We start from the raw sequence: 25,142 nt of genomic DNA, 5'->3' as shown, positions 1-25,142 counted from the left end.
CCGAACCCAGACTGCAACGTGTACTGAATTGGGCTTGACACTACTCGCGTAAAGCTTCGTACAAAATCTCAGCCGGGTGTTTGGCTGTGCGGTGTGCCCCGTCGTGAATCTGGTGGCGGCAGGAAGTGCCTGCGGCGGCAATAATCACGTCGTCGGCCATGCCACGAACAGCCGGTAACAGCACCAGCTCGCCCACCTGCATCGACACGTCGTAGTGCTCTCTTTCATAGCCAAACGACCCTGCCATGCCGCAGCAGCCTGACGGAATTAGCTCAACCGAGTAATTCTTCGGCAACGCCAGCATGCGCTTGCTGTGGTCCATGTTCGACACTGCTTTTTGCTGGCAGTGGCCGTGGATTTTTACCAGCCGTTTTTCGTCAGTAAAGGCTTGTGAATCAATGCGCTTATTGTCCAGTTCACGGGCAATAAACTCTTCAAACGTCAGCGCATTTTTGGCAATCCGGCGCGCATCGTCGGCCAGTGACGCATCGACCAGATCGGGGTATTCATCGCGGAACGTGAGGATGGCCGAGGGTTCCAGGCCTACCAGCGGCGTTTCATCGGTGATCAGGTTACGCAGGGCCAATACGTTGCGCTCGGCGAGGGTTTTAGCGTACTTCAACATCCCCTTCGAGAGCGCCGCCCGGCCACTTTCGCCATGTTTCGGAATGATAACTTCGTAACCCAGCCGACCTAATAATTTGATTGCTTTGTGGCCAACGGGTACGTCGTTATAGTTGGTAAACTCATCGCAAAACAGGTACAGTTTCCGACCACTAATCGGCTTGTTCTCCGACGCTGTCGGCCAGGTACGGCGGTACCAGCTCAGCAACGTGTCGGAATGCATCAGCGGCATAGTCCGGTCGGGGTGGAAACCCACCAGACGGTTGGCAATTCTACGTAGGGCTGGGGTACCTAATACGGCGTTCCATGCCCAGGGTACGTAGCTGGCAAGGCTAGATAACTGCGCGAAGTTGGCCACCAGTCGCGACCGAAGGGGCACTCCATTGGCATCATAATAGTGTTGCAGGAACTCGGCCTTCAGCTTCGCCACATCCACGTTCGACGGGCACTCTGACTTACACGCCTTGCACGACAAACAGAGGTCATACACATCTTTTATCTCTTTGTGGTCGAACCGGTTTTCTTTCGGCGACCGTGTCAGCATTTCGCGGAGAATGTTGGCCCGTGCCCGCGTCGTGTCCTTTTCGTTACGGGTAGCCATGTAACTAGGGCACATGGTTCCCCCCGACTTTTCCGTTTTCCGGCAGTCACCCGACCCATTGCACTGCTCGGCGTGTTGCAATACGTTTTGGTCGTGGTAGCGAAAATAGGTCTGAAAGTCAGGCGTTTGCTGATCGGCATCGTACCGCAGGAACGTATCCATGGGTGGTGTATCCACGATCTTGCCGGGGTTAAACAGGCCTTCCGGGTCCCAGAGGCGTTTGATCTCCCGCATCAATTCGTAGTTGTGCGCGCCCACCATCTGCGGAATAAACTCACCCCGTAGCCGCCCGTCGCCATGTTCGCCAGAGAGCGAGCCGTTGTATTTTTTTACCAACGTAGCAATCTCTTCGGCAATCATCCTGAACTGCCGGTGTCCTTCGGTGGTCTTCAGGTTAATAATGGGCCGAAGATGCAACTCGCCAGACCCCGCATGGGCATAATGCACCGACGCCATGTTATGGGTTTTCAGGATCTCGTTGAACTCGCGGATATAGGCCGGTAAGTCGTTGACATCCACCGCAGTATCTTCAATCACGGCCACGGCTTTTTCGTCGCCGGGAAGGTTACCCAACAGGCCCAGTCCGGCTTTGCGCAGGATCCATACTTTCTTGGTATCCTCGCCGAAGAGGAGCGGGAAATGATAGCCCATACCCGCCGCCCGCATGTCGGCCTCCATTTGTGCCGCGGCCTCCACTACCTCGTCATGCGTGGGGCGTGAGAGGTCAACAACAAGGATGATCGGGAAACCACCGACGGGGGTTTTCTGGACAAAGAAGCTGTTGGCACGTTGCGCCGAATTAGTATCGGCCCGTTCCAGAATAATATCGTCGATGAGCTCAACGGCCTGCGGCTTATACTTCAGGGCAACCAGGGTAGCGCGCAAAGCCTCGTCGATGCTGTGGCAATGCACACAAACCAGTCCACCTTCTTTGGGGGGCAACGGCACCAGATTCAGCTTTATTTCGGTCATGAAACAAAGCGTACCTTCTGAACCCGCAATGAGTTTGCAGAAGTTGAACGGCTCGCCACCGGGCGTAAACGGTTCACAATTCAGCAGTTCATCCAGCGCATAGCCCGTGTTGCGGCGTTCGATACTGGGTTTGGGAAAATGCGCCCGAATTTCAGCCTGATTGGTTGGGTTGCTCAGTAGGGCATTTGTTTTCAGCAGAATTTGATCAACCAGCGTTGCCGACCCGTTTCTGCGGCTTGCTTCGCCCACGGCCTTGGTATACTCCCAGCCTGATTGATTACCAAACTCTACTGTCGAGCCGTCAGACAAGATTGACTTGACTGACAAGGTATGCTCACGCGTGGCCCGATAGACTACGGAGTTTGACCCGCAGGAGTTGTTGCCTACCATACCGCCGATCATAGCCCGGTTGGCAGTTGAGGTCTCTGGCCCAAAGTAAAGGCCGTGTGGTCTCAGAAACTGATTTAACTCGTCGCGCACTACACCAGGCTGTACGCGCACCCAGCGTTCATCGACGTTAATTTCCAGGATCTTGTTGAGGTATTTCGATACATCGACCACAATGCCGTTGCCTACCACCTGTCCAGCCAGCGATGTACCTGCCGTGCGCGGAATCAGGGGGAGCTTATGCTGCCGGGCATACTGGACCAGCAACGATAGATCAACCTCCGAACGGGGTACGGCCACTGCCAGTGGCATTTCGCGGTAGGCTGAGGCATCGGTAGCATAAAGAGTACGGGTGGTGCTATCGGTATGGAACTCACCAGTATACTGGCTTGGCAACGGGGCCATTAACTTGGTCATATTCAACTAGTGACGAAAGCGCCAGGCCAGAGGCCCTTCAACGCCCTGTTTATTAGTACAAAAATACGACTTCCTATCCAAAGCGTGATAGTATACAAGTGTATGTAGATACATTGAATTAATAATACTCAATTTAAAGTAGGATTATACTTAATTTATTGGTTGTTAATGCATTGAATGGGTATAACGTAGGTGCAACAAATGCCTGATCTAAGCAAATATCCGGCTATATAGCTTCGATTTAAACACTATATTGACTTAAGCTGATCTTATTTTATCTCAACGTATTTGTACCTGACAAACTTTTTCTTGTAATTTGCCGACTGGTTTCCCCCCAAAAGTAAGTTTATTCCTTATAAGGTGCTGTGTTCTACCATTAACCACTCATTTCAGGTTGACATAGCCATGTTAAGGGTTTTACTTAATATCAATTTTTATAAGTTCAGTAGTATTCACCAAAACTTTTTTCAAACAATTCAAACCTATGATGGACAATTCCTACTTAGTAGGTAGCGCCGTATCTACTCGGCGTGTGCAACCGGTTCGGTCACTGCTTCGGTTGGGGCTGATGCTATTCGTGTTTCTTACACTGAGCAGCCAGGTAACGTTTGCTCAGGACGCCAGTGTGTCTGGTAAAGTGATCGACAATGGTGGCCGGGGGCTTCCAGGGGTAAGTGTGAGCGTGAAGGGTACTACGCGTGGTACCAATTCAGACGCTGATGGTAGTTACAAAATCAGCGCGGCCAACAACGCTGTGCTGGTATTCAGCTACGTAGGCTTTACAAGCCAGGAAGTAACGGTGGGCAATCAGTCGGTGATCAACGTCACCTTGCTTGAAGACGATAAAACGTTGAACGAGGTAGTTGTTATCGGTTACGGTACTGCCAAGAAAAAGGACTTAACCGGTGCGGTTAACACCATTGGTACCAAAGATTTCAACAAGGGTATCATCTCATCGCCTGAGCAACTGCTTCAGGGCCGGGTGCCAGGTGTGGCTATCACCCAAAACAGCGGCGAGCCAGGTGGTGGTATCAACATTCGTATCCGGGGTACGTCTTCGGTACGTAGTAATAACAACCCACTATTCGTGGTTGATGGTGTGCCCCTGAGTGGCGATGCCACATCGGCGGGTGGTGACAACTCGGGTATCGGTTCAACGGCCCCGAAAAACCCGCTGAACTTTCTGAATCCGGAAGATATTGCCAGCGTCGACATTCTGAAAGATGCTTCGGCTACGGCTATCTATGGTTCGCGGGGTGCCAACGGCGTGGTGCTGATCACGACTAAAAAAGGAAAAGTGGGCAAGGGAAGCCTGGAATATTCGCCCTCAGTGGGTTTTAGCTCTATCACGAAGCGCTACGACCTGTTGAGTGCAGCAGAATATAAAACGCTGCAACCTACGCAAGATCAGGGCGGTAGCACCGACTGGCAGGATGTGCTGTTCCGTACGGGTACAACCAATCAGCACAACCTAGCCTATGGTGGCGGTGATGGTAACGGAGGCAACTACCGGTTTTCGCTGGGTTACCTCGATCAGCAGGGCATTATGCAGAAAAGCTCACTGAACCGGGTGGCCGGTACGTTCAACGGTAACAAGAAGTTTATCAACAACAAGTTAGCTGTAGGTGTACAGGTAACCGTGTCACAAACCAAAGACGGTAACATTCCTGTAACCGATAACGCTGGCTACCAGGGTGACCTGTTGGGTGGTATTCTAAAGTCGAATCCAACGGCCATAGTATATAACACTGATGGGACATACAAGCAGTCGAAGAACATTGCTGAGCCAAACCCCGCAGCCTTACTTGGCCTGTCACGCGACAACACGGGGACACTCCGTACCCTGGGCAACATCAATGCCGAATACGAAATCTTCAGCGGCTTGAAATTCAAAGCGGTCTACGGCTTTGACAAGTCGATGTCGTCACGTAAAGCGGCTTTCTCAAAAGACCTGCTTTATCAAGATATCCAGAATGTGGGCCGTTTGATATTCAATGACATTGAGGTGAACAACACGCTGTTCGATGGCTACTTCTCGTATGATAAGGAGATCGGCAAAATAAACCTGAGTGCTACCCTGGGTTACGAATACCAGAGCTTTGACTATTTCTCGAAGCGCACCACGGCCACAAACTTCCGTACGAATAACCTGGATCTGATGATAAACAACGCGGCTTCGGCTGACAACTCGAAGGGCTTGTCGGGTAGCTTGCTGGCTAACTCAAATGCTTCCTACGACGAAATCCGGTCTTATTTCGGTCGTGTAAACGTTGGATTTGGTAAGTTTCTGGCTACGGCTACCCTGCGTGCCGACGGCTCGACGCGTTTCGGTAGTGGTAATCAGGTCGGTTACTTCCCCTCTGCGGCACTGGCCTATAAGTTGAGCGACGAATCGTTTATTCCCAAAACCGTTTTCTCTGATCTGAAACTCCGTGTAGGTTATGGTATCACGGGTAACCAGGAAATTCCTCATAACCTCTACACACAACGGCAGCGCTATGGTGACTGGGGTACTAACTCAGATGCCAACGATATCAACGGTGGTGGTTTGAACGATGTAGCCTTTCCAAATCCAAACCTGAAATGGGAGCAGACGGCGCAAACTAACATCGGTGTTGACTTTGCTCTGGTTGGTAACCGCGTTACGGGTAACATCGAGTACTACCACAAAAACACGACCGACTTGCTGATTCAAGTGACATCGGCACAGCCAGCTCTAACGCCGTTCGTGTGGAAGAACCTCGACGCAAACGTGATCAACCAGGGTTTTGAACTGGGCCTGAACGTAGTGGCTGTTGATAAAAAAGACTTCGGTTGGGACGTGCAATTCAACGCCGCTTACAACAATAACGTGGTGAAAAACTTTAGCGGCTTGATCAACACGGGTGCTATCAGCGGTCAGGGTCTGACGGGTGCATTCTCGCAACGGATTGCGGAAGGTCAACCTCTGTTTGCTTTCTTCCTGCGTGATTTCGGTGGCTATGATGAATCGGGCAACTCGATTTATAACGGTGGTGACGTACAGAAGTTTTTAGGTAAAAGCCCACTGCCAACCGTTACGGGTGGTCTGACCAACAACATCCGGTGGAAGAACTTCAGCCTGAGCCTGTTCTTCAACGGCGTTTTCGGCAACTACATCTACAACAACACCGCCAACGCTTACTTCACGAAAGGTGCGTTTAACAACGGTCGTAACGTAACGCGCGACGTACCTGCCCTGAAAGAAGGTGGATTCAACGCCCCCGACGTATCGACCCGTTTCCTGGAATCAGGTTCATTTGTCCGGCTGCAAAATGCCAGCCTCGGCTATAAGTTTAATACGGGTAACAGCTCAGTGTTGTCAAACCTGCGTGTGTTTGTAACAGGCCAGAATCTGTTGCTGTTCACGAGCTACACCGGTCAGGATCCAGAAGTAAACACCAACAAAGCGATCAACGGTGTGCCATCGCTGGGTATCGACTACACGGCCTACCCACGCGCCCGGACCATTACGCTTGGCGCTAACCTTGCATTTTAATCTGCCAAACACTAAAACCAATGAACAAGAGAGGGACAATTAATCTGCTGACGCTTGGTATGAGCGTTACGCTGGCAACCTTATCGGGTTGCACGGACTTGGTAGTACAAGACAAAGACTCTATCATCGTCAAGTCGGATGGTAGCATACCTAAAATTGATGTGGCAGAATCGCTGAAAGCCGCATACATTGATTTAGGTGCTTACACCGACCAGGCAAACATTTATTCGCTGGGTGAGCATACAAGCGCCGAAATGATTCCACCAACGCGAGGCGTTGACTGGGGTGACAACGGTGTATGGCGCACGCTTGATCAGCATACCTGGGATGCCACACACTCATGGGTACTTGGTGCCTGGAACCAACTGAATCAGCGAGTGTACAAATGCACGCAGATCATTGCTGCCAATCCTGCCGCACAGCCAATGGCCGAAGCTAAATTTCTGCGTGCCTGGAATATGTTTCACGTTATGGATTACTGGGGTCAAGTACCATTCCGTGAAGTGACTGAAGGGGTAAATGATAACCCAAAGGTGAAATCACGGGCTGAAGCGTTTGCCTTCATCGTGAAAGACCTAACGGAAGCTCTGCCCGGTTTGCCTGAAGCCGTTCCGGCTAATCGCGAAAACTCCTTTGCCTCAAAGGCCGCTGCTAATTTCCTGTTGGCTAAGTTATACTTGAACAAAGCGGTTTACACGGCTGCCAGCGCAGAAGGTACGTTCACTCACGCCAAAGCCGACATGGATCAGGTAGCAAAGTACGTAGACGCCATTACGGCGGCTGGTTTCAAACTGAACCCAGATTACTACGGTACATACACAGCAACCGGCAAGAATGAAATCATCTTCACCAGCCCGGAGGGTACGGCTCAAAACCGCTGGTACATGACCCTGCACTACGACCAGAACCCGTCGGGCTGGAATGGCTTCGCTACGCTGGCTGATTTCTACGATAAGTTTGAAGCAAACGACGTGCGTAAGGGCATTCCTGCCAAAAAAGACGGAACAAACTATTCAGGTATTAGCCGGGGCTTCCTGATCGGTCAGCAGTATGACGATAAAGGGGCACCGATCACGGATAGCCGCTCGAAAAAGCCGCTGGTCTTCACGCGTGACATCACGCTGGCCGGTACGCCAACCGACAAAGGTATTCGTGTAATCAAATACCACCCTGCCGACGCTGGCAAGTACATCCTGATGCGCTATGCCGATGCCTACCTCATGAAGGCCGAAGCGACACTACGCGGTGGTGATGCTGCCGGTGCACTGGCACAGGTAAACGCGCTGCGTACATTGCGTAAAGCATCTGCTCTGACTACGTTGACTGATGATGCTATGTTCGACGAAATCGGTCGCGAAACATACTGGGAAGGTGGTAAGCGTACGGTTGAAGTACGCTTCAACAAATACCTGACAGGAACAGGCGTTGACCGGAAGGATCCAGGTACCGTACTGTTCCCAATCCCGTCTGACGCCATTACGTCGAACCCAAATTTGAAACAAAACAACGGGTATTAAGACGGAGTGACGTTACTGTTTACCAAAAAGGCCCGCCGGAGCGGGCCTTTTTGCTTTTTAAGGTGCCCCCAGAAACCTATACCACTCCCGATACCTTATATAGTTGGTTTGACGCCAATGCCCACCTGTCATGCGTTTTATACTTATTCTACTCCTGATTTCCCCACTTCTTAGCGCCTGTACTACACAACCCGATCCCAGTACGATCTATGATTCGCTGAAGAACGGGGAAGCCAAGTTCATTGTCACCATGAATGGAGCCGCCTTTTATGCTGATGATAGCCGGTTTAAAGGGGAAGTGACCATTGCCCCTACGGCTCTTCGGATGAATCTGTTCGATCAGTTTGAGAGTAACGTCATTTTGACGCTGAGTAGCGAAGACCTGTTTGCCAAACGGCCTGTTAAGCGCACTATTCAGGTCGACAACCAGGTAGCGGGTAGCGTTATGATTGGCCGTATACGTGACCGTAGATTACGTACTGGCGACGGGTTTTTGATGTCGGCGGGCGAGGTAACTGTAGAGTCCTTATCGGAGCAGAAAATAGTGGTCCGGTTGTCGGGTAAGGTGGGTAACTTCAATACCCTGCGTGATGCTCAGACCTGGAAACGGCTTGATGGCCTGCTGGTTTATAAACGCCCACAACTCATTATGCAGGGTGGGGCGGAAAAATCGTTGCTATACTGATATTAACCTGCCTGAAGTGCCATCTGTAACTAACCTATGAATCAGTTTGCTTTTATGCCCTTTCCTGTACGGCTGTTGCCCTTTTTGTTGCTCTTTGCCTCTGCTTGTTCGACCAAAAAAACGGACACGCTGTTTGAGAAGATGGATAATGAAGCCATTGGAGTCACCTTTCAGAACAAAGTAGAGAACCGGGCCGACTTCAATATTTTCAACTACCGCAACTTCTATAATGGCGGCGGTGTAGCCATAGGCGATATCAACAACGATGGCTTTGCCGACATTTATTTTACCTCCAACATGGGGTCGAATAAGCTATACCTGAACAAGAGTAAGCGTAGTGGCGAGCCCTGGCATTTCGACGATATCACTGAAAAAGCGGGCGTAAATGGCAAAGGAAAATGGGGTACGGGCGTGGTGATGGTTGACATCAACAATGATAAACTGCTCGATATATTTGTTTGCAATGCGGGTTACCAGAAGGGCATAGGGCAGCAAAAAGACCTGTACATTAACCAGGGCAATGGCCCCGATGGCGTACCCGTTTTCAAAGAGCAGGCAAAAGCGTATGGACTGGATGAGGACGGCTACACCACTCACGCTGCTTTTCTCGACTACGATAAAGATGGTGACCTGGACTGTTATATTTTGAATAACAGCTTTATACCGGTTAACACACTCAATTTCGAGAACAACCGAACACTGCCTGCTAAAGACTGGCCGGTGAAAGATTTCCTGAAAGGAGGTGGCGACAAGCTCATGCGGAACATGAGCGTAGAACGGAGCCTGGAGCTAAAATCTAAAAAGCAAGCATCAAACGTTGCGTCAACCGACCCGCGCGTAGCCCCTGCAGAGCCACTGTTTGTTGACGTGACTAAAGATGCCAATATTTATAACAGCCTCATTGGTTTTGGCCTGGGTGTGACTATCGGCGATGTGAACGGCGATAACTGGCCCGATATATATGTATCGAACGATTTTTTCGAGAAAGATTATCTCTACATCAACCAGCACAACGGCACGTTTAAAGAAGAGATCGAGCAGCGCATGAAACACCTGAGTATTGCCTCGATGGGTGCCGATATGGCCGATATTAACAATGACGGGTACGCTGAAATTTTTACCACCGAAATGCTGCCCCGCGACGAGAAACGGTTAAAGACCACAACCTCGTTTGAAAATCACTATGTAGCCAATCTGAAACGCGACAAGGGCTTTTACAACCAGCTTCAGCAAAATTGCCTGCAGCTGAACAACCAGAACGGTACGTTCAGTGAGATTGCCAACTATGCCAACGTGGCGGCCAGCGACTGGAGTTGGGGTGCCCTGCTATTTGATGCTGACAATGACGGCTACAACGATATTTTTGTTTGCAACGGCATCTATAATGATGTTATTGACCAGGACTTTATTGACTTCTTTGCCAATGAGTTAGCGCAGAAAATGGTGCTGTCGGGCGAGAAAAAGCAATTCGATGAGATTGTAAAGAACATGCCGTCGCGGCCTATTCCGAACTGCTTTTTTCAAAACCAGAAGAACCTGCACTTTGCCGAAAATGCCGAGGCGATGGGCCTGGCCGATCCATCGTTTTCGAATGGAGCAGCCTATGCCGATCTGGACAATGATGGGGATCTGGATCTGGTGGTCAACAATGTGAATCAGCCCTGCTTTATCTATCAGAACCATGCCGAGAAAAAGGCGGGTGGCAATGGTTTCTTGAAGGTGAAGCTCCAGGGAGACGGACACAATACCTACGCCATTGGTTCTAAAATAGAGGTCTTCGCCGGGGGGCAGAACATGAGTCGGTATCTGGCTCCGTCGCGCGGGTTTCAGTCGAGTACCGAATATGTGCAGACTATTGGCCTGGGCGCATTGAAGCAGATTGATTCGGTGCGCGTGACCTGGTTTGATGATCGGATGACGGTGGTGAAAACGCCCAAGATCGGTACGACGCTGACCCTTGCCCACTCAGACGCAAACACCGCGGCACCTCTGTCTGCACTGCCCAAAAAAGCCCAACCGGTGCTGTTAACATCGGTTTCGGAACCGTTTGACGCTCATGTGGAAGATAAGTACGAGGATTTCTTCGGCGAACGAAACATCCCGATGAAACTCTCGTCGGAGGGGCCAAAAGCAGCGGTTGGCGACGTGAACGGCGACGGGCGGCAGGACATTTACATAGGCGGTGCCAAGGGTCAGGGCGGGCAGCTGTACTTACAGACAGCAACGGGTTTCACGAAATCGAATCAGCCCATATTTGCTGAACTGAACGGATTTGAAGATACCGCCGCCCAATTTTTCGATGCTGACCATGACGGTGATCTGGATTTGTATGTGGGGAGCGGCGGTAATGAAGTGCCCGCTGGCTCCCGCGAGTTGATGGACCGGCTTTACCTGAATGATGGAAAAGGGCAATTCGCTTTCAACAGCCGCGCCTTGCCCATGGGAGGCATGAACACAGCTGTGGGCATCCCGTATGATTATGACGGCGACGGCGATCTGGACCTGTTTGTGGGTAGCCGTAGTTACCCCCGCGAATATGGCGTTAGCCCACAGAGCTTTATTTACCAGAACAACGGCGCAGGCGAATTTACGAACGTGACCCGCCGTGTAGCCCCCGACCTGGTTACGCTGGGCATGGTACGCGATGCTGTCTGGACCGACCTGACTGGCGATGGTCGCGCCGAACTGGTAGTGGTGGGCGACTGGATGGGACCGCAGGTGTTTAGTTATGCCAATGGTCAATTCACGAGACACACGAACACAGGTCTGGCTGAACTGACTGGTTTTTGGGGTAGCGTGGCCCCCGCCGATGTAGACGGTGATGGCGATAAAGACCTGATTATCGGGAATATAGGCGAAAACTTCTCACTCAGCTTCGACGCTGAACATCCGCTGAAACTGTGGGTAAACGACTTCGACAAAAACGGCATTCTTGATAAGATTATGACCAAAACCATCGATGGGCGCGATATACCAGTGTTCCTCAAGCGCGAAATGGCTGACCAGTTCCCTTTTCTGAAAACCAAAATCCTGAAGCACAGCGATTACGCTACCAAGACGTTGCAGGATCTGTTCTCGCCCGATGTGCTCAACGCGGGCCAAAACAAAGCTGTCACCTACCGGCGATCTATCGTGGCCATCAATGATAGCCCCAAGGGCAGTGCCCCACATTTCACTGTGCGCGATTTGCCCGCTGCTGTGCAAATGACGTGTGTAAATGCCATTGCCTGTCAGGACCTAAACCACGACGGCCAAACCGATGTGCTGTTAGGAGGCAATTTCACACATTTCACGCCTCAGCTCGGTATGATTGATGCCTGTCAGGGGCTGGTGTTGCTGGGGCAAAAGGGGGGGATTTTCCGGGTGATGGCCAGCAAAGAGAGCGGCTATCTAACCAATGGTGAGGTAAAGCAGATTGCTCCTATTACAATCAATAGGCAGCCCTACTTCCTCAACCTGATTAACAATGCGCCCCCAACCCTATTTAAAACCAATTAAAAAACAGGGCGAACACAGCCAATTAGGGCCTTCCGGCTGGTTAGAGCCCTATTTATCAAATCAGAAAAACCTTGAGATAAGGGTCTATACGAATGGTATAGGCCCTTCTTCACTATGCTATATTTACCTACAGTAGTACTATTTTACCCCAAATCGCCAAATTATATACTCGTAGACATGTAACAAAAGTTGAATTTTTCGATTCTTATCTTGTAATTTGCCCTATCGACTAAAGCTGCTTTGTCCAACTACAAATCAGAATGAGTCAATTCTCAACGCTATGGAATGTAATGTGTTCAGTATCAGAGTGCGCGCTTTGGGATTGATTTGTATTGATAACCTGTAGACAAAGTGGTGATTGGTCATTTATTAACCAGTTTCATTAAGTCAACATTTTATGAAGAACAAATCCTACTCAACGGTAGGTCTAACGGCTTATAGTCCCCCACAAGGGCTTATGACCCGGCTAACGAACCTATGGATAGCGGTCACGCTATTGTTTATGGTCAGCACTTCGGCGGCTTTCGCGCAGGAGGCCGCTGTAACGGGAAAAGTAACAGATGGCGCTGGTAGCATTGGTTTACCTGGCGTAACCGTACAGGTTAAAGGTGAAACCCGTGGTACAACTACTGATGTCGATGGGAAATATAGACTGACTAACGTTGGCTCAGGGGCTACGTTAGTATTTAGCTCTATTGGCTATACAACGCAGGAAGTGGCTGTAGGCAACCGCCAAACTATCGACGTAGCGTTGGCCGAAGATAACAAAACCCTGAGCGAAGTAGTCGTGGTGGGTTATGGTAGTCAGCGGCAGAAAGACGTAACGGGTTCGGTGGAATCGATTGGTGCGAAAGATTTCAACAAAGGCGTTATTTCGTCGCCAGAGCAACTCTTGCAGGGCCGTGTAGCCGGGGTGCAAATTACGCCTTCGAGTGGTGAGCCAGGTGCACCTATCAACATCCAGATTCGGGGTACGTCGTCACTTCGGGGGGGGAACAACCCTCTGTTTGTGGTAGATGGTGTGCCGCTCGACAATGGTACACCCAGCAATGGTGACCCTAACAACGGCGCGGGTGGTACGCCTGACTTTGGTGGTGGTTCATCGGCTGCCCGTAACCCACTTGCTTTCCTGAACCCGGCTGACATTGAAAACATCTCGGTATTGAAAGATGCGTCGGCAGCTGCCATTTATGGTTCGCGGGGAGCTAATGGAGTTGTGCTGATCACTACGCGCAAGGGCCGTGCCGGCTCAAACAGCTTGTCATTCTCTGCTTCAACGGCCTTTTCAGGTGCACTGAAACGGTATAACGTGCTTGATGCTCCGGCATTTTTGTCGGGTGTGCAGGCTGCCGGTGGCGACATTAGCGGTGCGGTGAACCAAAAAGGGAACACCAACTGGCAGGATCAGATTCTGCGTAATAGTGTGTCGCAGATTTATAACATTGGCTTCGGTGGTGGTACGCAGGATACACGGTATTACTTGTCACTGGGTTATCAGGATCAGCAGGGTATTGTGCGTAACTCGTCGCAGCAGCGGATCACGGGTCGGATCAACGCCTCACACGAACTGTTCAATGACAAAGTAATTATCGATCTGAACGCAACCACGTCGGGTTTGAACGACCGCTATATCCTAAACGGCGACAACGCTGGTTTCCAAGGTAACCTCATTGGTGCTGCTATCCAGGCTAACCCAACGTATCCTGTTACCAACGCTGATGGCTCGTTCTTCCAGCCCGGTGGTGATTTCCGGAACCCTGCCGCTATTCTGGCCTACGACAACGACCGTGGTACAACCAGCCGTACGTTGGCCAACGCCAGTGTAACCTGGAAAATCCTTGATGGCCTGTCGGCAAAGGCAAACTTTGGTATCGACAACACGAACTCGAACCGGCAGACATCGCTCGATTCGCGGTTGAACGGGCAATTTAACCTGGCCATTATTCCAGGTCTGGCTAACGTAAACATCTTCCGCGATAACACAACGGGGCTGGGTGGTGCTGCATACATTCAAAACACGGCCCGCACTTCGCGGCTAGTTGAATACACGCTGAACTACAATAAGAAACTGGGTCCCGGTAGCCTCGACGCCCTGGCTGGTTTCTCATACCAGATTTTCCAGAACAAAGGCAACTACGTGGCAGCGGGTAACTTCCCATTCGACGAGAGCCAGATCAGCTATGTTGACAACATTGGGTCAGCTAATGCCAACAACCGGACGTCGTTTGGTGGTGGTTCATCACGGAGCCAGAACGAATTGCAGTCGTACTTCGGTCGCGTAAACTACAACATCAACGATAAGTACTTGGTAACGGGTACGTTGCGTGTTGATGGGTCGTCGCGATTTGGTATTAACAATAAGTACGGAGCATTCCCATCATTGGCCGTAGCCTGGCGTTTGTCGCAGGAAAGCTTCGTGCCCAAGAACGTATTCGATGACCTGAAACTGCGGCTTAACTACGGTGTGACGGGTAACCAGGATTTTGCGGGTGGTGCGTCGAAGATCATCTTCAACTACAACTCAAACGGGTCGACCACCCAGTTGAACAACCCCAATCCAAACCTGAAATGGGAGCAAAATGAAACGATTGGTGCTGGTATTGACTTCAGTTTGCTGAAAGGTCGTCTGGGTGGTTCAATAGATTACTTCCACAAGTCTGTATCGAACACGTTGTTCCAGGTGTTCTACGCACAACCTGCGCCGGTCAACTTTCAGTGGGTTAACCTGCCAGGTCAGATCATCAACGCTGGTGTGGAGCTAAACCTGAACTACCAGGCTGTGCAGTCGCAAAAGCTGACTTGGGAAGTACTGTATAACATGACTTTCCTGAATAACACGGTACGGAATTTTGGAACGGTTGTGCCAACAGGTGGTATCAACGGACAAGGGTTGTCGGGTGCTTATGCCCAGACGATCCAGGATGGCTATCCAATTTTCTCGTTTGTGTTGCCCACGTTCTCGGGCTTCGACAGCAACGGCTTTGCTACCTACGCCGACAATGGCGTCTCGACCATTCATGGTAGTCCACTGCCGAAGATGCGGTTGGGCCTGACCAACAACTTTACGTTTGGTCGCTGGAATGCCAGCTTGTTTTTCAACGGTCAGTTTGGTGGGTTCATTTACAACAACACGGCTAATGCCCTGTTCCTGAAGGGTGCGCTCAAAAACGGTCGTAACGTGTTGACCGATGTGGCTAGCTCACCCGAGAATGGCCTGAACTCAGGTGCGGTGTCAACCCGCTTCCTGGAAAAGAGTGATTTTATTCGGTTAACAAATGCCAGCATTGGCTATTCGTTCAACCTGCCGCAGGGTGGTTTTGCCAAGACCCTGGGCGTATCGGTAGCTGGGCAAAACCTGTTGCTCTTCACGGGCTATACAGGCCTGAACCCAGATGTAAATACGGTGAAATACTACAACAACATTCCGTCGTTGGGTATTGATTACACGCCTTACCCCACTGCCCGCACCGTCACGATAGGTCTGAACGTGGGCTTCTAAATTTTTCAATCAACAACCATGATATTTTCAACTAAACAGCAAACGATTGGCCTGCTCGGCGTAGCCTTGCTTTCCGGTTTGGCAGGTTGCACTAACCTCGATGATAAGGTCTTTGGCCAGCTATCATCGACGGAGGCCTCAGCCACGAGCGTACCTCTCGACCCGGCCAGTAGCCTGGCCGGTGCCTACGCCAGCTTGAACGATATTGCCACCAACCAGGGCAACACGTATGCGATGGAAGAACACCCATCCGACGAAATGCTTGGACCCACGCGCGGTACTGACTGGGATGACTTTGGCCAGTGGCGGAAGTTGCACCAGCACAATTGGGATGCGTTTCACCCACAAGTTATCGGTACCTGGGACGACCTGAACCGGGGTGCTTTCCGGGCTACCCAAGCCTTGTCTATTGCTAGTGCTACTACGCAGCAAAAGGCTGAAGCCTCATTCCTGCGGGCTTTTTATACCTTCTACATTGTCGATCTATATGGTCAGGTGCCATTTCGTCAGGTGACTGATGCCGCCGATGCTAACCCGAAGGTATACACCCGTCAGCAGGCTACAAATCTGATGATCAGCGACTTGCGCTATGCGTTCAACAATTCAGCTGCTACAGCACCAAACGTAGCTACGAAAAATGCGGCGGCCACTATGCTGGCTAAAGCGTATCTGAACCGGGCGGTCTATAACCAGGACGTGGCGAATGCGGCGGGTCCCTACACGTTTGCGAAAGCCGACATGGACTCATCGATCTACTTTGCCAATCAGGTAATTGCATCAGGTAAATATGCGCTTACCCCTAACTACTTCGACAACTTCCACTGGGAGAACGATTCGCGGTCGAAGGAGTTGATTTTCACTATTGTGAACACGTCCGCCAGCCAGCCTGGTAACGTACGGAACCGGTATTTCATGACGACCCACTACAACCAGGACTCAAGCTCGCTGGGTGTAAACGGTTGGAACGGTTTCACCACGCTAAGTGACTTCTACAACAGCTTCGAGGCCACCGATGGCCGGCGTAGTGCAGCCATTCCGGGTGGTGTGAACGGTAAAGATGTAACAGCGGGCTTTCTGGTAGGGCAGCAAACCAACGCCTATACCGGCAAGCCTATCCGCGACCGGTCGGGCAATCCGCTGGTGTTTACGCCTGACATCAATATTGCTTATGCTCTGGAGCCAAAAGGTATTCGGGTGATCAAGTACTTCCCCAAAGCGGGCGAGCGCGACAATCCAACCAACGACTACGTGTTCCTGCGTTACGCTGACGTATTGTTGATGAAGGCCGAAGCGATTCTGCGCGGCGGTACGGATTCTCAGGGCCAAACAGCTGCGGCTATTGTAAACAACTTACGTACTACCCGCAAAGCTACCGCTCTGAGTACAGTTGATTTACCTGCTCTGCTGGCCGAACGTGGTCGTGAGTTGTATTGGGAAGGCTGGCGTCGGAATGACCAGATTCGTTTTGGCACATTCCTGAACCCGGTTGATCAGCGTGCGGTTAAATCGCCCAACACAGCGGTGCTGTTCCCATTGCCACAACGCGCAATAGACAGCAACCCGAACCTGAAGCAAAACCCAGGGTACTAAGCTTTAGTGAGTGAATTGCGAATGCGTGAATGAGCAACCAGGGCTCTGTTGATACATCGTTTGGTGGCATCGGCAGAGCCCTGGTCGCTCATTCACGCATTCGCGATTCACTCATTATCTTTACGTACCTATGAAATCTGCCGTAATCCTTTTAATTCTACTGACTTGCTTTGGTTGCCGGAACGACGGTACGTTATTCGAGAAAACCGATCCGACACAAACGGGCGTGGCGTTTTCGAACCAGCTCACCGAGACCGAGCAGGAAAATATCTTATCATTTGAATATTTCTACAACGGCGCAGGCGTCGCGGCGGGTGATCTGAACAATGATGGTCGTCCGGATTTATATTTTACTGGTAATCAGGTAGGTAACAAATTATTTCTGAATAAAACCGAAGCAGGGCAGTCGCTTAAATTCACGGACGCTACAGCGCAGGCAGGTGTAGCCGGCCGGCCGGGGGGCTGGAAAACAGGCGTTACCCTGGCCGACGTAAACGCCGATGGCTGGCTCGATATTTACGTTTGCTACTCAGGTATGCGCCCCGACTCTCTGCGGCGAAACCAGCTCTTCATCAATAACAAAACGACTGTTGGCGGTGTGCCTACCTTCACCGAACGGGCGCACGAATATGGCATCGACGATTCGGGCTATTCCGTTCAGGCCAACTTCTTCGATTACGACTGCGACGGTGATCTGGACTGCTTCCTGATCAATCACAACCTGAAAAACTACCAGCGCAAAGAAGCCGCCGTGATGCGCGCCGAGCGTGACTACAACGCAGGTGACAAGCTCTTCCGCAACGAAGGCGGACGGTTTGTTGACGTATCCGAAGCAGAAGGTATCAAAGGTAATCCGCTGGGGTTTGGGCTGGGCGTTTCTGTCAGCGATGTAAACAACGATGGTTGGCCCGACGTGTACGTGACGAATGACTTTGTAGAAGACGACTACCTGTATATCAATCACCTGGGTAATAAGACGCAAGGGATAAGAGGCAAGAAACAGGAAGAAGGGGATGAAGGGAAGTCCCAAATCAAGGCGCAGGTCTCACCTCCTGCCTCTAGGCTCGTGTCTTCGAAGGCTTTCCGTGATGAACTGCGGGAGCGGATTAATCACACCTCCTACTCGGCAATGGGCGTAGATATTGCCGACGTGAACAACGACGCCCGGCCCGATATTTTCACGCTCGATATGCTGCCCGAAGACAACGCCCGGCAGAAACTGCTTATCTGGCCCGACAACTGGCAGGTGTATCAGGCGCAGTTGAAAAATGGTTTCTGGCATCAGAACATGCGCAACATGCTTCAGATCAATGAGCCGGGTGAATCAGGGCATTTCGCCGAGATTGGACAACTCGCGGGGGTGTCGGCCACAGACTGGAGTTGGGGGGCATTGCTGGCTGATTTTGACCTCGACGGGCGGAAGGACCTCTTCGTGAGCAATGGCCTGGGTCGTGACTTAACCAACGCCGACTTTACCAAATACATCAGTTACGAGGAAGAGATGCGCACGGGCACCAGCATGTTGGAGCAGTTGAAGCAGATGCCCTCTACGCCCACCAAAAACTACATTTTCCGAAATACAAGTGGGGCCGATAGTGTAACCTTTCAGAACAGGCAAAAAGAATGGGGTTTCGACGAAAACACCCGCTCCAACGGTTGCGCCTACGCCGATCTGGACGGTGACGGTGATCTGGATTTAATCACGAACAACCTGAACGAACCCGCCCGGGTCTACCGTAATACCCAACGTGAACAGGAGCAGGGTCATTACCTGAAAATTAAGCTTAAAGGCCCTGCCGGTAATCCATTTGGCATTGGAGCCACGGTGACAGTCTCGCAAACGGGCAAAATGCAGACGCAGGAGTTTTTCCCCACGCGCGGCTACCTCTCCTGCAGCCACGATGCGCTTCTTTTTGGTTTACCCGACGGTGAAAAGCCCGTACGCCTACACGTGCGCTGGCCCGACGGGTCCATATATGAACTTTCACAAACCCAAACTGACCAGACATTGACGGTCGATTATAAACAAGCAAAGCCCGGCCCTGCTTCGTTGTCCACTGTTCATTCTTCTACTGCCCTTTCCTCCCTTCCCCCTTTTCTCCCTTCCTCCCCCCTTTCCTGGACTCACACCCTGACGCCCGTTAATGATTTTGAGCGGCAGCTTATGCTACCTATGCAGTACTCCTATACCGGTCCGCGCATGGCCGTGGGCGACATTAACGGCGACGGTGTATCTGACGCATTTGTGTGTGGAACGCCCGAAAAACCAGGTGCAGTATTGCTGGGAATGAAACCCCAAAATGGCGTCACTACAGCCCAGGAAACTCGTTTCACGCAGACAACCCTGCCCGACACCGCCCACCGGAAAAACACCGCCGCTGTGTTGGCCGACTTCAACGGCGACAAACAGCCCGACCTGTACGTCGTGAACGGCGCCTATAACCTGCGCGATTTCGGGCCATTGCAGGACCAGCTTTGGCTGAATAACAACGGTACGCTGCAACCTGCGCCCCTGCCCGACGAAAAAATCAACGGTTCATGTGTGGTGGCCCTCGACGTAGATAAAGACGGCGACATGGACCTGTTTGTGGGTGGGCATGTGCGCCCCAACCGCTTTCCGCTCGCCGAAGAAAGCCTATTGCTCATCAACGACGGCAATGCGCCGGGCGGCGTACCGCACTTTACCCAAAAATCGCTTGGTCGCCTGGGCCTCGTCACTGACGCCACTACCACCGACCTCAATAAAGACGGCTGGCCCGACCTCATCGTTGTCGGTGAATGGATGCCCGTTACAGTGCTCAAGAACAGCAAGGGCCAACTACAGCCAAACGAACAAACAGACGAACAGACAAACAACCTTCGGGGCTGGTGGAACCGCATTGAGAAGGCCGATCTGGATGGCGATGGCGACGAGGATCTGATTGTGGGCAACCTGGGCAAAAACACACAGTTTCACGCTACCGAGGCCGAACCCGCCACGATGGTCTACGACGATTTCGACCAGAACGGCACCATCGATTGCTTCATGAATTACTTCATCCAGGGCAAGTCGTATCCCGCCTACACCCGCGATGAGGTGGGCGATCAGGTGACGAGCCTACGCCGCACATTCACCACCTACGCCGCTTATTCTACCGCCACCATCGACCAGTTTTTCGACCAGTCGGTGCTACAACAGGCTCATAAAGAGATAATTAACGAATTGAGGACGATAGTACTGGAGAATGCCAATGGCGAATTGCTCCCCCATGTGCTACCCCAACCGGCGCAGGTAGCTCCCGTATACAGTATCCTGGCAGAGGATTTCGATCATGATGGGAAGAAGGATCTACTGCTGCTGGGCAACAACTCCTACTTCCGCCTGCGACTGGGTAAGGTCGATGCTAACCATGGGGTGTTACTTCACAATAACGGCGCATTCCAGTTCCAGACCGTGCCCCCTGACAAAACTGGCCTGTTTATCACCGGCGATGTCCGCGATGCCAAACGAGTGGGCAATTCCCTGCTTATTGGCCAATGCAATGGCCCATTGCAAACGTTTACAATACGGTAATACGGCAGTGTGAATTGCTGGCACTACTGGCTTCGCGCGGGTTGCCCTTCGACAAGCTCAGGGTGACAGGCCACTAGAGCCAAGTTTACTGAGTGGATTCAAGGTCATTGTCACCCTGAGCTTGTCGAAGGGCAACCCGCGCGAAGCCAGTAGTGCCAGCAATTCACACTGCCGCATTACCGGATCGAATCAAAAAACACAATACATTGATAATCAGCAATAAACATTTCCTAATTCCACTTCTCCTCGTCATTTGGGGTTGCAAAACTGCGCCTACCGAATCCCCGCTTTTTATCTCGCTCGATTCAACGCAGACAGGCGTAGGCTTCGTGAACCGGGTGAGGGAAACACCGCAGCTTAACATCATCGACTATCTCTATTTCTACAACGGCGGCGGCGTGTCGGCGGGGGACGTAAACAATGATGGCCTGACCGATCTCTATTTTGTGTCGAATCAGGGGCCGAATAAACTGTATCTGAACCAGTCAAAGAAAGGAGAGCCGATTCACTTTCAGGATGTTACGACCAACGCGGCTGTGGCTGGCAAGGCCGACTGGCAAACCGGCACCACCATGGCCGATGTCAACGGTGACGGGCTGCTCGACATTTACGTTTGTGCCGTAAGTCAGTTTCGGGGTACCAAAGGCCACAACGAACTCTATATCAACAACGGCCCTGGTCCCGACGGGGTGCCCACATTCACCGAACAAGCCGAAGCCTACGGACTAGCCTTCAAGGGCTTTTCGACGCAGGCTGCCTTCTTCGATTATGACCACGACGGCGACCTCGATTGCTTTCTCCTCAACCACGCCGTTCACTCCGTCCGGTCGTATGATAAGGTTGCCGCCCGCACACAGAAGGATTCATTGGCTGGTGATTATTTGTTTGAAAATCAGCGTGCTAAAGGTGAGAAAGCCCCGCAAAAATTTGTCGACGTGACCCCGGAAGCGGGTTTGTTCATGGCCCCAATGGGCTATGGCCTGGGCGTGGCCGTGGCCGACTACAACAATGATGGCTGGGAGGATATCTACGTCTCGAATGATTTCCACGAAGACGATTACCTCTACCTGAACAATCAGCACGGCGGATTCAGCAATGATGCCCCCCGGCAACTAGCCCATACCAGTCGGTTTTCGATGGGGAACGATGCTGCCGATGTAAACCACGATGGGTTGCCCGACATCATCACGCTGGACATGTATCCCGATGATGAGCGCGTCGAAAAATCGTCGGCGGGGGAAGACCCGTATGATATTTATCAGTACAAACTGGCTTACGGCTATATGAATCAGTATAGCCGTAACTGCTTGCAGATCAATACAAAAGGCGCATTTTGTGACGTTGCTGCGCTGGCGGGCGTAGCCGCAACAGACTGGAGCTGGTCGCCGTTGCTGGCCGATTATGATCTGGATGGGCAAACTGATTTGTTCATTGCCAACGGTATTGCCCGCCGCCCCAATGACCTTGATTACGTCAAGTATGTGTCCAACGATTCGGTGCAGCAGGCCATGGCCAGTTCACCTGAATTTCTTCAAAAAGCCATTGACAAAATGCCCGACGGACGGGTACCAAACTACCTGTTTCGAGGCATGTCGGGCCTGCGGTTTCAGGATAAATCGGCTGCCTGGGGCTTTGCCGAAGCCGGTTGTGCCAACGGGGCCGCCTACGCTGATCTGGACAACGACGGCGATCTGGACCTGGTTACGAACAACCTGAACGAGCCCGCCCGGATTCACCAAAATCAGGCCACAACGCTGTTTCCCCAAAACAAGCACCTGACCGTGAGCCTACGCGGCGACGGAGCCAACACCGCCGGAGTAGGAGCGAAGGTGATTCTCCGTTACGGCGACAGCCTGCAAGTACAACAACTGATGCCCACGCGAGGCTTTATGTCGTCGGTTGAACCACGCCTGCTATTTGGGCTGGGTACCCGCAAACAGGTCGATTCGTTAATTGTAGTCTGGCCCGATCAGCGCATGGAAGTCCGCACGGGTGTGGCGCTGAACCAGTCGCTGGTGTTGACGCAGGTCGATGCCAAACTAGATGGGCGAGGGTATAAAATTGGCCTTCCGGCGTCGAAAAGGCTATTTTTTGCCCAAACAGACTCTACCCGCATACCCTACCGGCACCGTGAGAACACGTATTTCCTCGATTTCGCACGGGAGTCGCTGATGCCGTTTAAAGTGTCTACGGAAGGTCCCCGGCTGGCGGTTGGCGACGTGAACAGTGATGGCCTCGAAGACATATATGCCGGCGGTGCCCGTGATCAGTCGGGGAGTCTGCTACTGCAACAGCCCGACGGCCGGTTTTTGGTCTCGAACCAACCTGCCATTGCTGCCGATTCGGCCGCTGAAGATATAGATGCGGCCTTTTTCGACGCTGACCGCGACGGTGATCTGGACCTATATGTGGTGGCTGGCGGTAATGAATTTTCGCGGAACGATCCACCCCTGCAAGACCGACTCTATGTGAATAACAACGGGCAATTCAGCAAAAGTCCGCTGCCGCCGTTGCCCGGCAATAAAAGTTGCGTTCGCCCCGCCGACGTAGATGGCGACGGTGATCTGGACTTGTTTGTAGGTGGACGCGTGCTGCCCAATCACTACGGTCAAACGCCTGATTCATACCTGCTCATTAACGACGGGCACGCGCACTTTTCGATCAAAACTGACGCCCTGGCACCTGGTCTGAGACTGGCGGGCATGACTACCGACGCCGTATGGACCGACCTCAACACCGACCATCAACCCGACCTGGTCGTGACCGGCGACTGGATAGCTCCCCGCGTATTTTTAAACAAAAATGGCCATCTGAATGAACTAGAGGCGCCCTTTGGTGAAACACCCATGCACGGTTTGTGGCAATGCATCGCCGCTGCCGACTTCGACAACGACGGCGATACGGATTTCGTGGTAGGCAATCTGGGCCTGAATACCAAGCTTCGCAAATCACCCGACGGCCAACTGCGGATGTGGGTGAAAGACGTCGACAAAAACCAAACGTCAGAAACGATTCTGGCCTATAACCGGGGCAACAACCTGGATGATTGGTTTCCGGTGGCGACTAAAGATGAACTGGGCAAACAGATGCCAAGCGTGATTAATAAGCGTTACGTGCCCTACAGCAGTATTGCGGGTAAGACCGTAGCCCAGATCTTCACCGCCGCCGACCTCGCCGATGCAGACATAAAACAGGTTGATCAGTTTGCTTCGGTATACCTGCGCAACGACGGTGGTCCCAACGGTAAACCGCATTTCACGGTACAACCGCTGCCCTTACTGGCGCAGGTCTCCAAACTGTTCGCCCTCATCCCTTTTGACATCGACGGTGATGGTGACCTGGATGTGCTGGGTGGCGGTAACTTCTACGGCGTAGCGCCATACCAGGGCCGCTATGATGCCAGCAACGGCCTAGTACTGCGCAATGACAAGGGTACGTTTACCGCTCTCTCGCCAGCAGAAACAGGCTTTTTGCTCACCGGCGAGGTACGGTCTATCGTGCCCGTTCGGAGCCGTGCAGGCCGATTCATCCTCGTTGGCCGGAATAATGACCGGACTATACTGTATAAATTGGGGGTATAGGGTTGGTGGTTATGGGGGCGATGGCCCAATATCCCAATACATAGGGCGATGCCCTATGCTAAAGATTAGGCCCTTTCAGGGCTATTTTTGATGCTAGCAGCCCTGAAAGGGCTTAATCATTTGCATGGGGCATCGCCCTATGGCCTTTATGATTCCTAGACACCAACCCTATGCCACAGTCATTGACCAAAGTGTATGTTCATCTTGTGTTTAGTACCAAATACCGAGAGCCTATTATCGGCGATGAGGTGAAGGATGAACTCTATGCGTATTTGGGAGGTACGTGTCAGGCGCTGGAATGTCATCCGGTGCGGGTTGGCGGCTATTACGACCATGTCCATATTCTTTGCGTCCTCTCGAAAAAGATTGCGCTTATGAAGCTATTAGAGGAGGTAAAGAAAAATTCGTCGAAATGGATGAAAACGAAGGGTGTTGCTTACCGAAACTTTTATTGGCAGGATGGCTATGCCGCCTTCTCGGTCAACCCATCACAGCTCGGCAGGGTGATTCGCTACATAGATAATCAATACCAACATCATCAGGAAACCACATTTCAAGACGAATGCCGGGGTATTTACAAAGCCTATGGCATACACTATGATGAGCGCTATGTCTGGGATTGATAGGGGTTGTTGGTGCTATTGGGATCATAGGTGCCATTGGGGATCATAGGAATCATAGGGCTAGGCCCCATGCAATGG

The 25,142-nt window shown here is 51.8% G+C and carries 10 protein-coding genes; 9 read left to right on the top strand and 1 reads right to left on the bottom strand.

Annotated elements, in window-relative coordinates; genetic code table 11:
- Nucleotides 1-40 precede the first annotated feature (40 nt).
- Nucleotides 41-3,001 carry an FAD-binding and (Fe-S)-binding domain-containing protein gene (locus J2I47_RS15795; protein WP_207365563.1) on the bottom strand — a complete coding sequence of 987 codons (2,961 nt, stop codon included), beginning with the start codon at nucleotides 2,999-3,001 and terminating at the stop codon, nucleotides 41-43.
- A gap of 484 nt (nucleotides 3,002-3,485) precedes the next feature.
- Between J2I47_RS15795 and J2I47_RS15790 the strand changes: the two genes are divergently transcribed.
- The 9 genes from J2I47_RS15790 to tnpA all read left to right on the top strand — a co-directional run bounded on the left by J2I47_RS15790 (nucleotide 3,486) and on the right by tnpA (nucleotide 25,064).
- A complete protein-coding gene (locus tag J2I47_RS15790) occupies nucleotides 3,486-6,518 on the top strand; it encodes a SusC/RagA family TonB-linked outer membrane protein (protein ID WP_207365562.1) in 3,033 nt (1,010 codons plus the stop codon).
- Between the two features lie 20 nt (nucleotides 6,519-6,538).
- Entirely contained in the window at nucleotides 6,539-8,035 is a 1,497-nt protein-coding gene (locus J2I47_RS15785) for a RagB/SusD family nutrient uptake outer membrane protein (protein ID WP_207365561.1), read from the top strand.
- Nucleotides 8,036-8,165: 130 nt separating this feature from the next.
- Entirely contained in the window at nucleotides 8,166-8,720 is a 555-nt protein-coding gene (locus J2I47_RS15780; protein ID WP_207365560.1) for a hypothetical protein, read from the top strand.
- 36 nt (nucleotides 8,721-8,756) lie between these two features.
- The gene (locus J2I47_RS15775; protein ID WP_229374667.1) at nucleotides 8,757-12,218 is read left to right on the top strand and encodes a VCBS repeat-containing protein; all 3,462 of its coding nucleotides are present in this window, start codon (nucleotides 8,757-8,759) and stop codon (nucleotides 12,216-12,218) included.
- 397 nt (nucleotides 12,219-12,615) lie between these two features.
- Nucleotides 12,616-15,717 carry a SusC/RagA family TonB-linked outer membrane protein gene (locus J2I47_RS15770; protein ID WP_207365559.1) on the top strand — a complete coding sequence of 1,034 codons (3,102 nt, stop codon included), beginning with the start codon at nucleotides 12,616-12,618 and terminating at the stop codon, nucleotides 15,715-15,717.
- An 18-nt stretch (nucleotides 15,718-15,735) separates the two neighbouring features.
- Nucleotides 15,736-17,307 carry a RagB/SusD family nutrient uptake outer membrane protein gene (locus J2I47_RS15765; RefSeq protein WP_207365558.1) on the top strand — a complete coding sequence of 524 codons (1,572 nt, stop codon included), beginning with the start codon at nucleotides 15,736-15,738 and terminating at the stop codon, nucleotides 17,305-17,307.
- Between the two features lie 130 nt (nucleotides 17,308-17,437).
- Nucleotides 17,438-20,860 carry a VCBS repeat-containing protein gene (locus J2I47_RS15760; RefSeq protein ID WP_207365557.1) on the top strand — a complete coding sequence of 1,141 codons (3,423 nt, stop codon included), beginning with the start codon at nucleotides 17,438-17,440 and terminating at the stop codon, nucleotides 20,858-20,860.
- Between the two features lie 206 nt (nucleotides 20,861-21,066).
- Nucleotides 21,067-24,441: a VCBS repeat-containing protein gene (locus J2I47_RS15755; RefSeq protein ID WP_229374665.1), complete on the top strand. Its 3,375-nt coding sequence runs from the start codon at nucleotides 21,067-21,069 to the stop codon at nucleotides 24,439-24,441.
- A 170-nt stretch (nucleotides 24,442-24,611) separates the two neighbouring features.
- Nucleotides 24,612-25,064 (top strand): IS200/IS605 family transposase, encoded by a 453-nt coding sequence (tnpA, locus tag J2I47_RS15750; RefSeq protein WP_207365556.1) that lies wholly within the window; start codon nucleotides 24,612-24,614, stop codon nucleotides 25,062-25,064.
- Nucleotides 25,065-25,142: the final 78 nt, after the last annotated feature.

The organism is Fibrella rubiginis, assembly GCF_017353185.1.
In the GTDB taxonomy this organism is placed as follows: domain Bacteria; phylum Bacteroidota; class Bacteroidia; order Cytophagales; family Spirosomataceae; genus Fibrella; species Fibrella rubiginis.
This window is presented reverse-complemented; position numbering and strand designations above follow the sequence as displayed.

What these genes read in the sequence shown, in the direction of transcription:
- J2I47_RS15795 (WP_207365563.1), bottom strand. Translation starts at nt 3,001, where the DNA reads ATGACCAAGTTAATGGCCCCGTTGCCAAGCCAGTATACTGGTGAGTTC.
- J2I47_RS15790 (WP_207365562.1), top strand. Translation starts at nt 3,486, where the DNA reads ATGATGGACAATTCCTACTTAGTAGGTAGCGCCGTATCTACTCGGCGT.
- J2I47_RS15785 (WP_207365561.1), top strand. Translation starts at nt 6,539, where the DNA reads ATGAACAAGAGAGGGACAATTAATCTGCTGACGCTTGGTATGAGCGTT.
- J2I47_RS15780 (WP_207365560.1), top strand. Translation starts at nt 8,166, where the DNA reads ATGCGTTTTATACTTATTCTACTCCTGATTTCCCCACTTCTTAGCGCC.
- J2I47_RS15775 (WP_229374667.1), top strand. Translation starts at nt 8,757, where the DNA reads ATGAATCAGTTTGCTTTTATGCCCTTTCCTGTACGGCTGTTGCCCTTT.
- J2I47_RS15770 (WP_207365559.1), top strand. Translation starts at nt 12,616, where the DNA reads ATGAAGAACAAATCCTACTCAACGGTAGGTCTAACGGCTTATAGTCCC.
- J2I47_RS15765 (WP_207365558.1), top strand. Translation starts at nt 15,736, where the DNA reads ATGATATTTTCAACTAAACAGCAAACGATTGGCCTGCTCGGCGTAGCC.
- J2I47_RS15760 (WP_207365557.1), top strand. Translation starts at nt 17,438, where the DNA reads ATGAAATCTGCCGTAATCCTTTTAATTCTACTGACTTGCTTTGGTTGC.
- tnpA (WP_207365556.1), top strand. Translation starts at nt 24,612, where the DNA reads ATGCCACAGTCATTGACCAAAGTGTATGTTCATCTTGTGTTTAGTACC.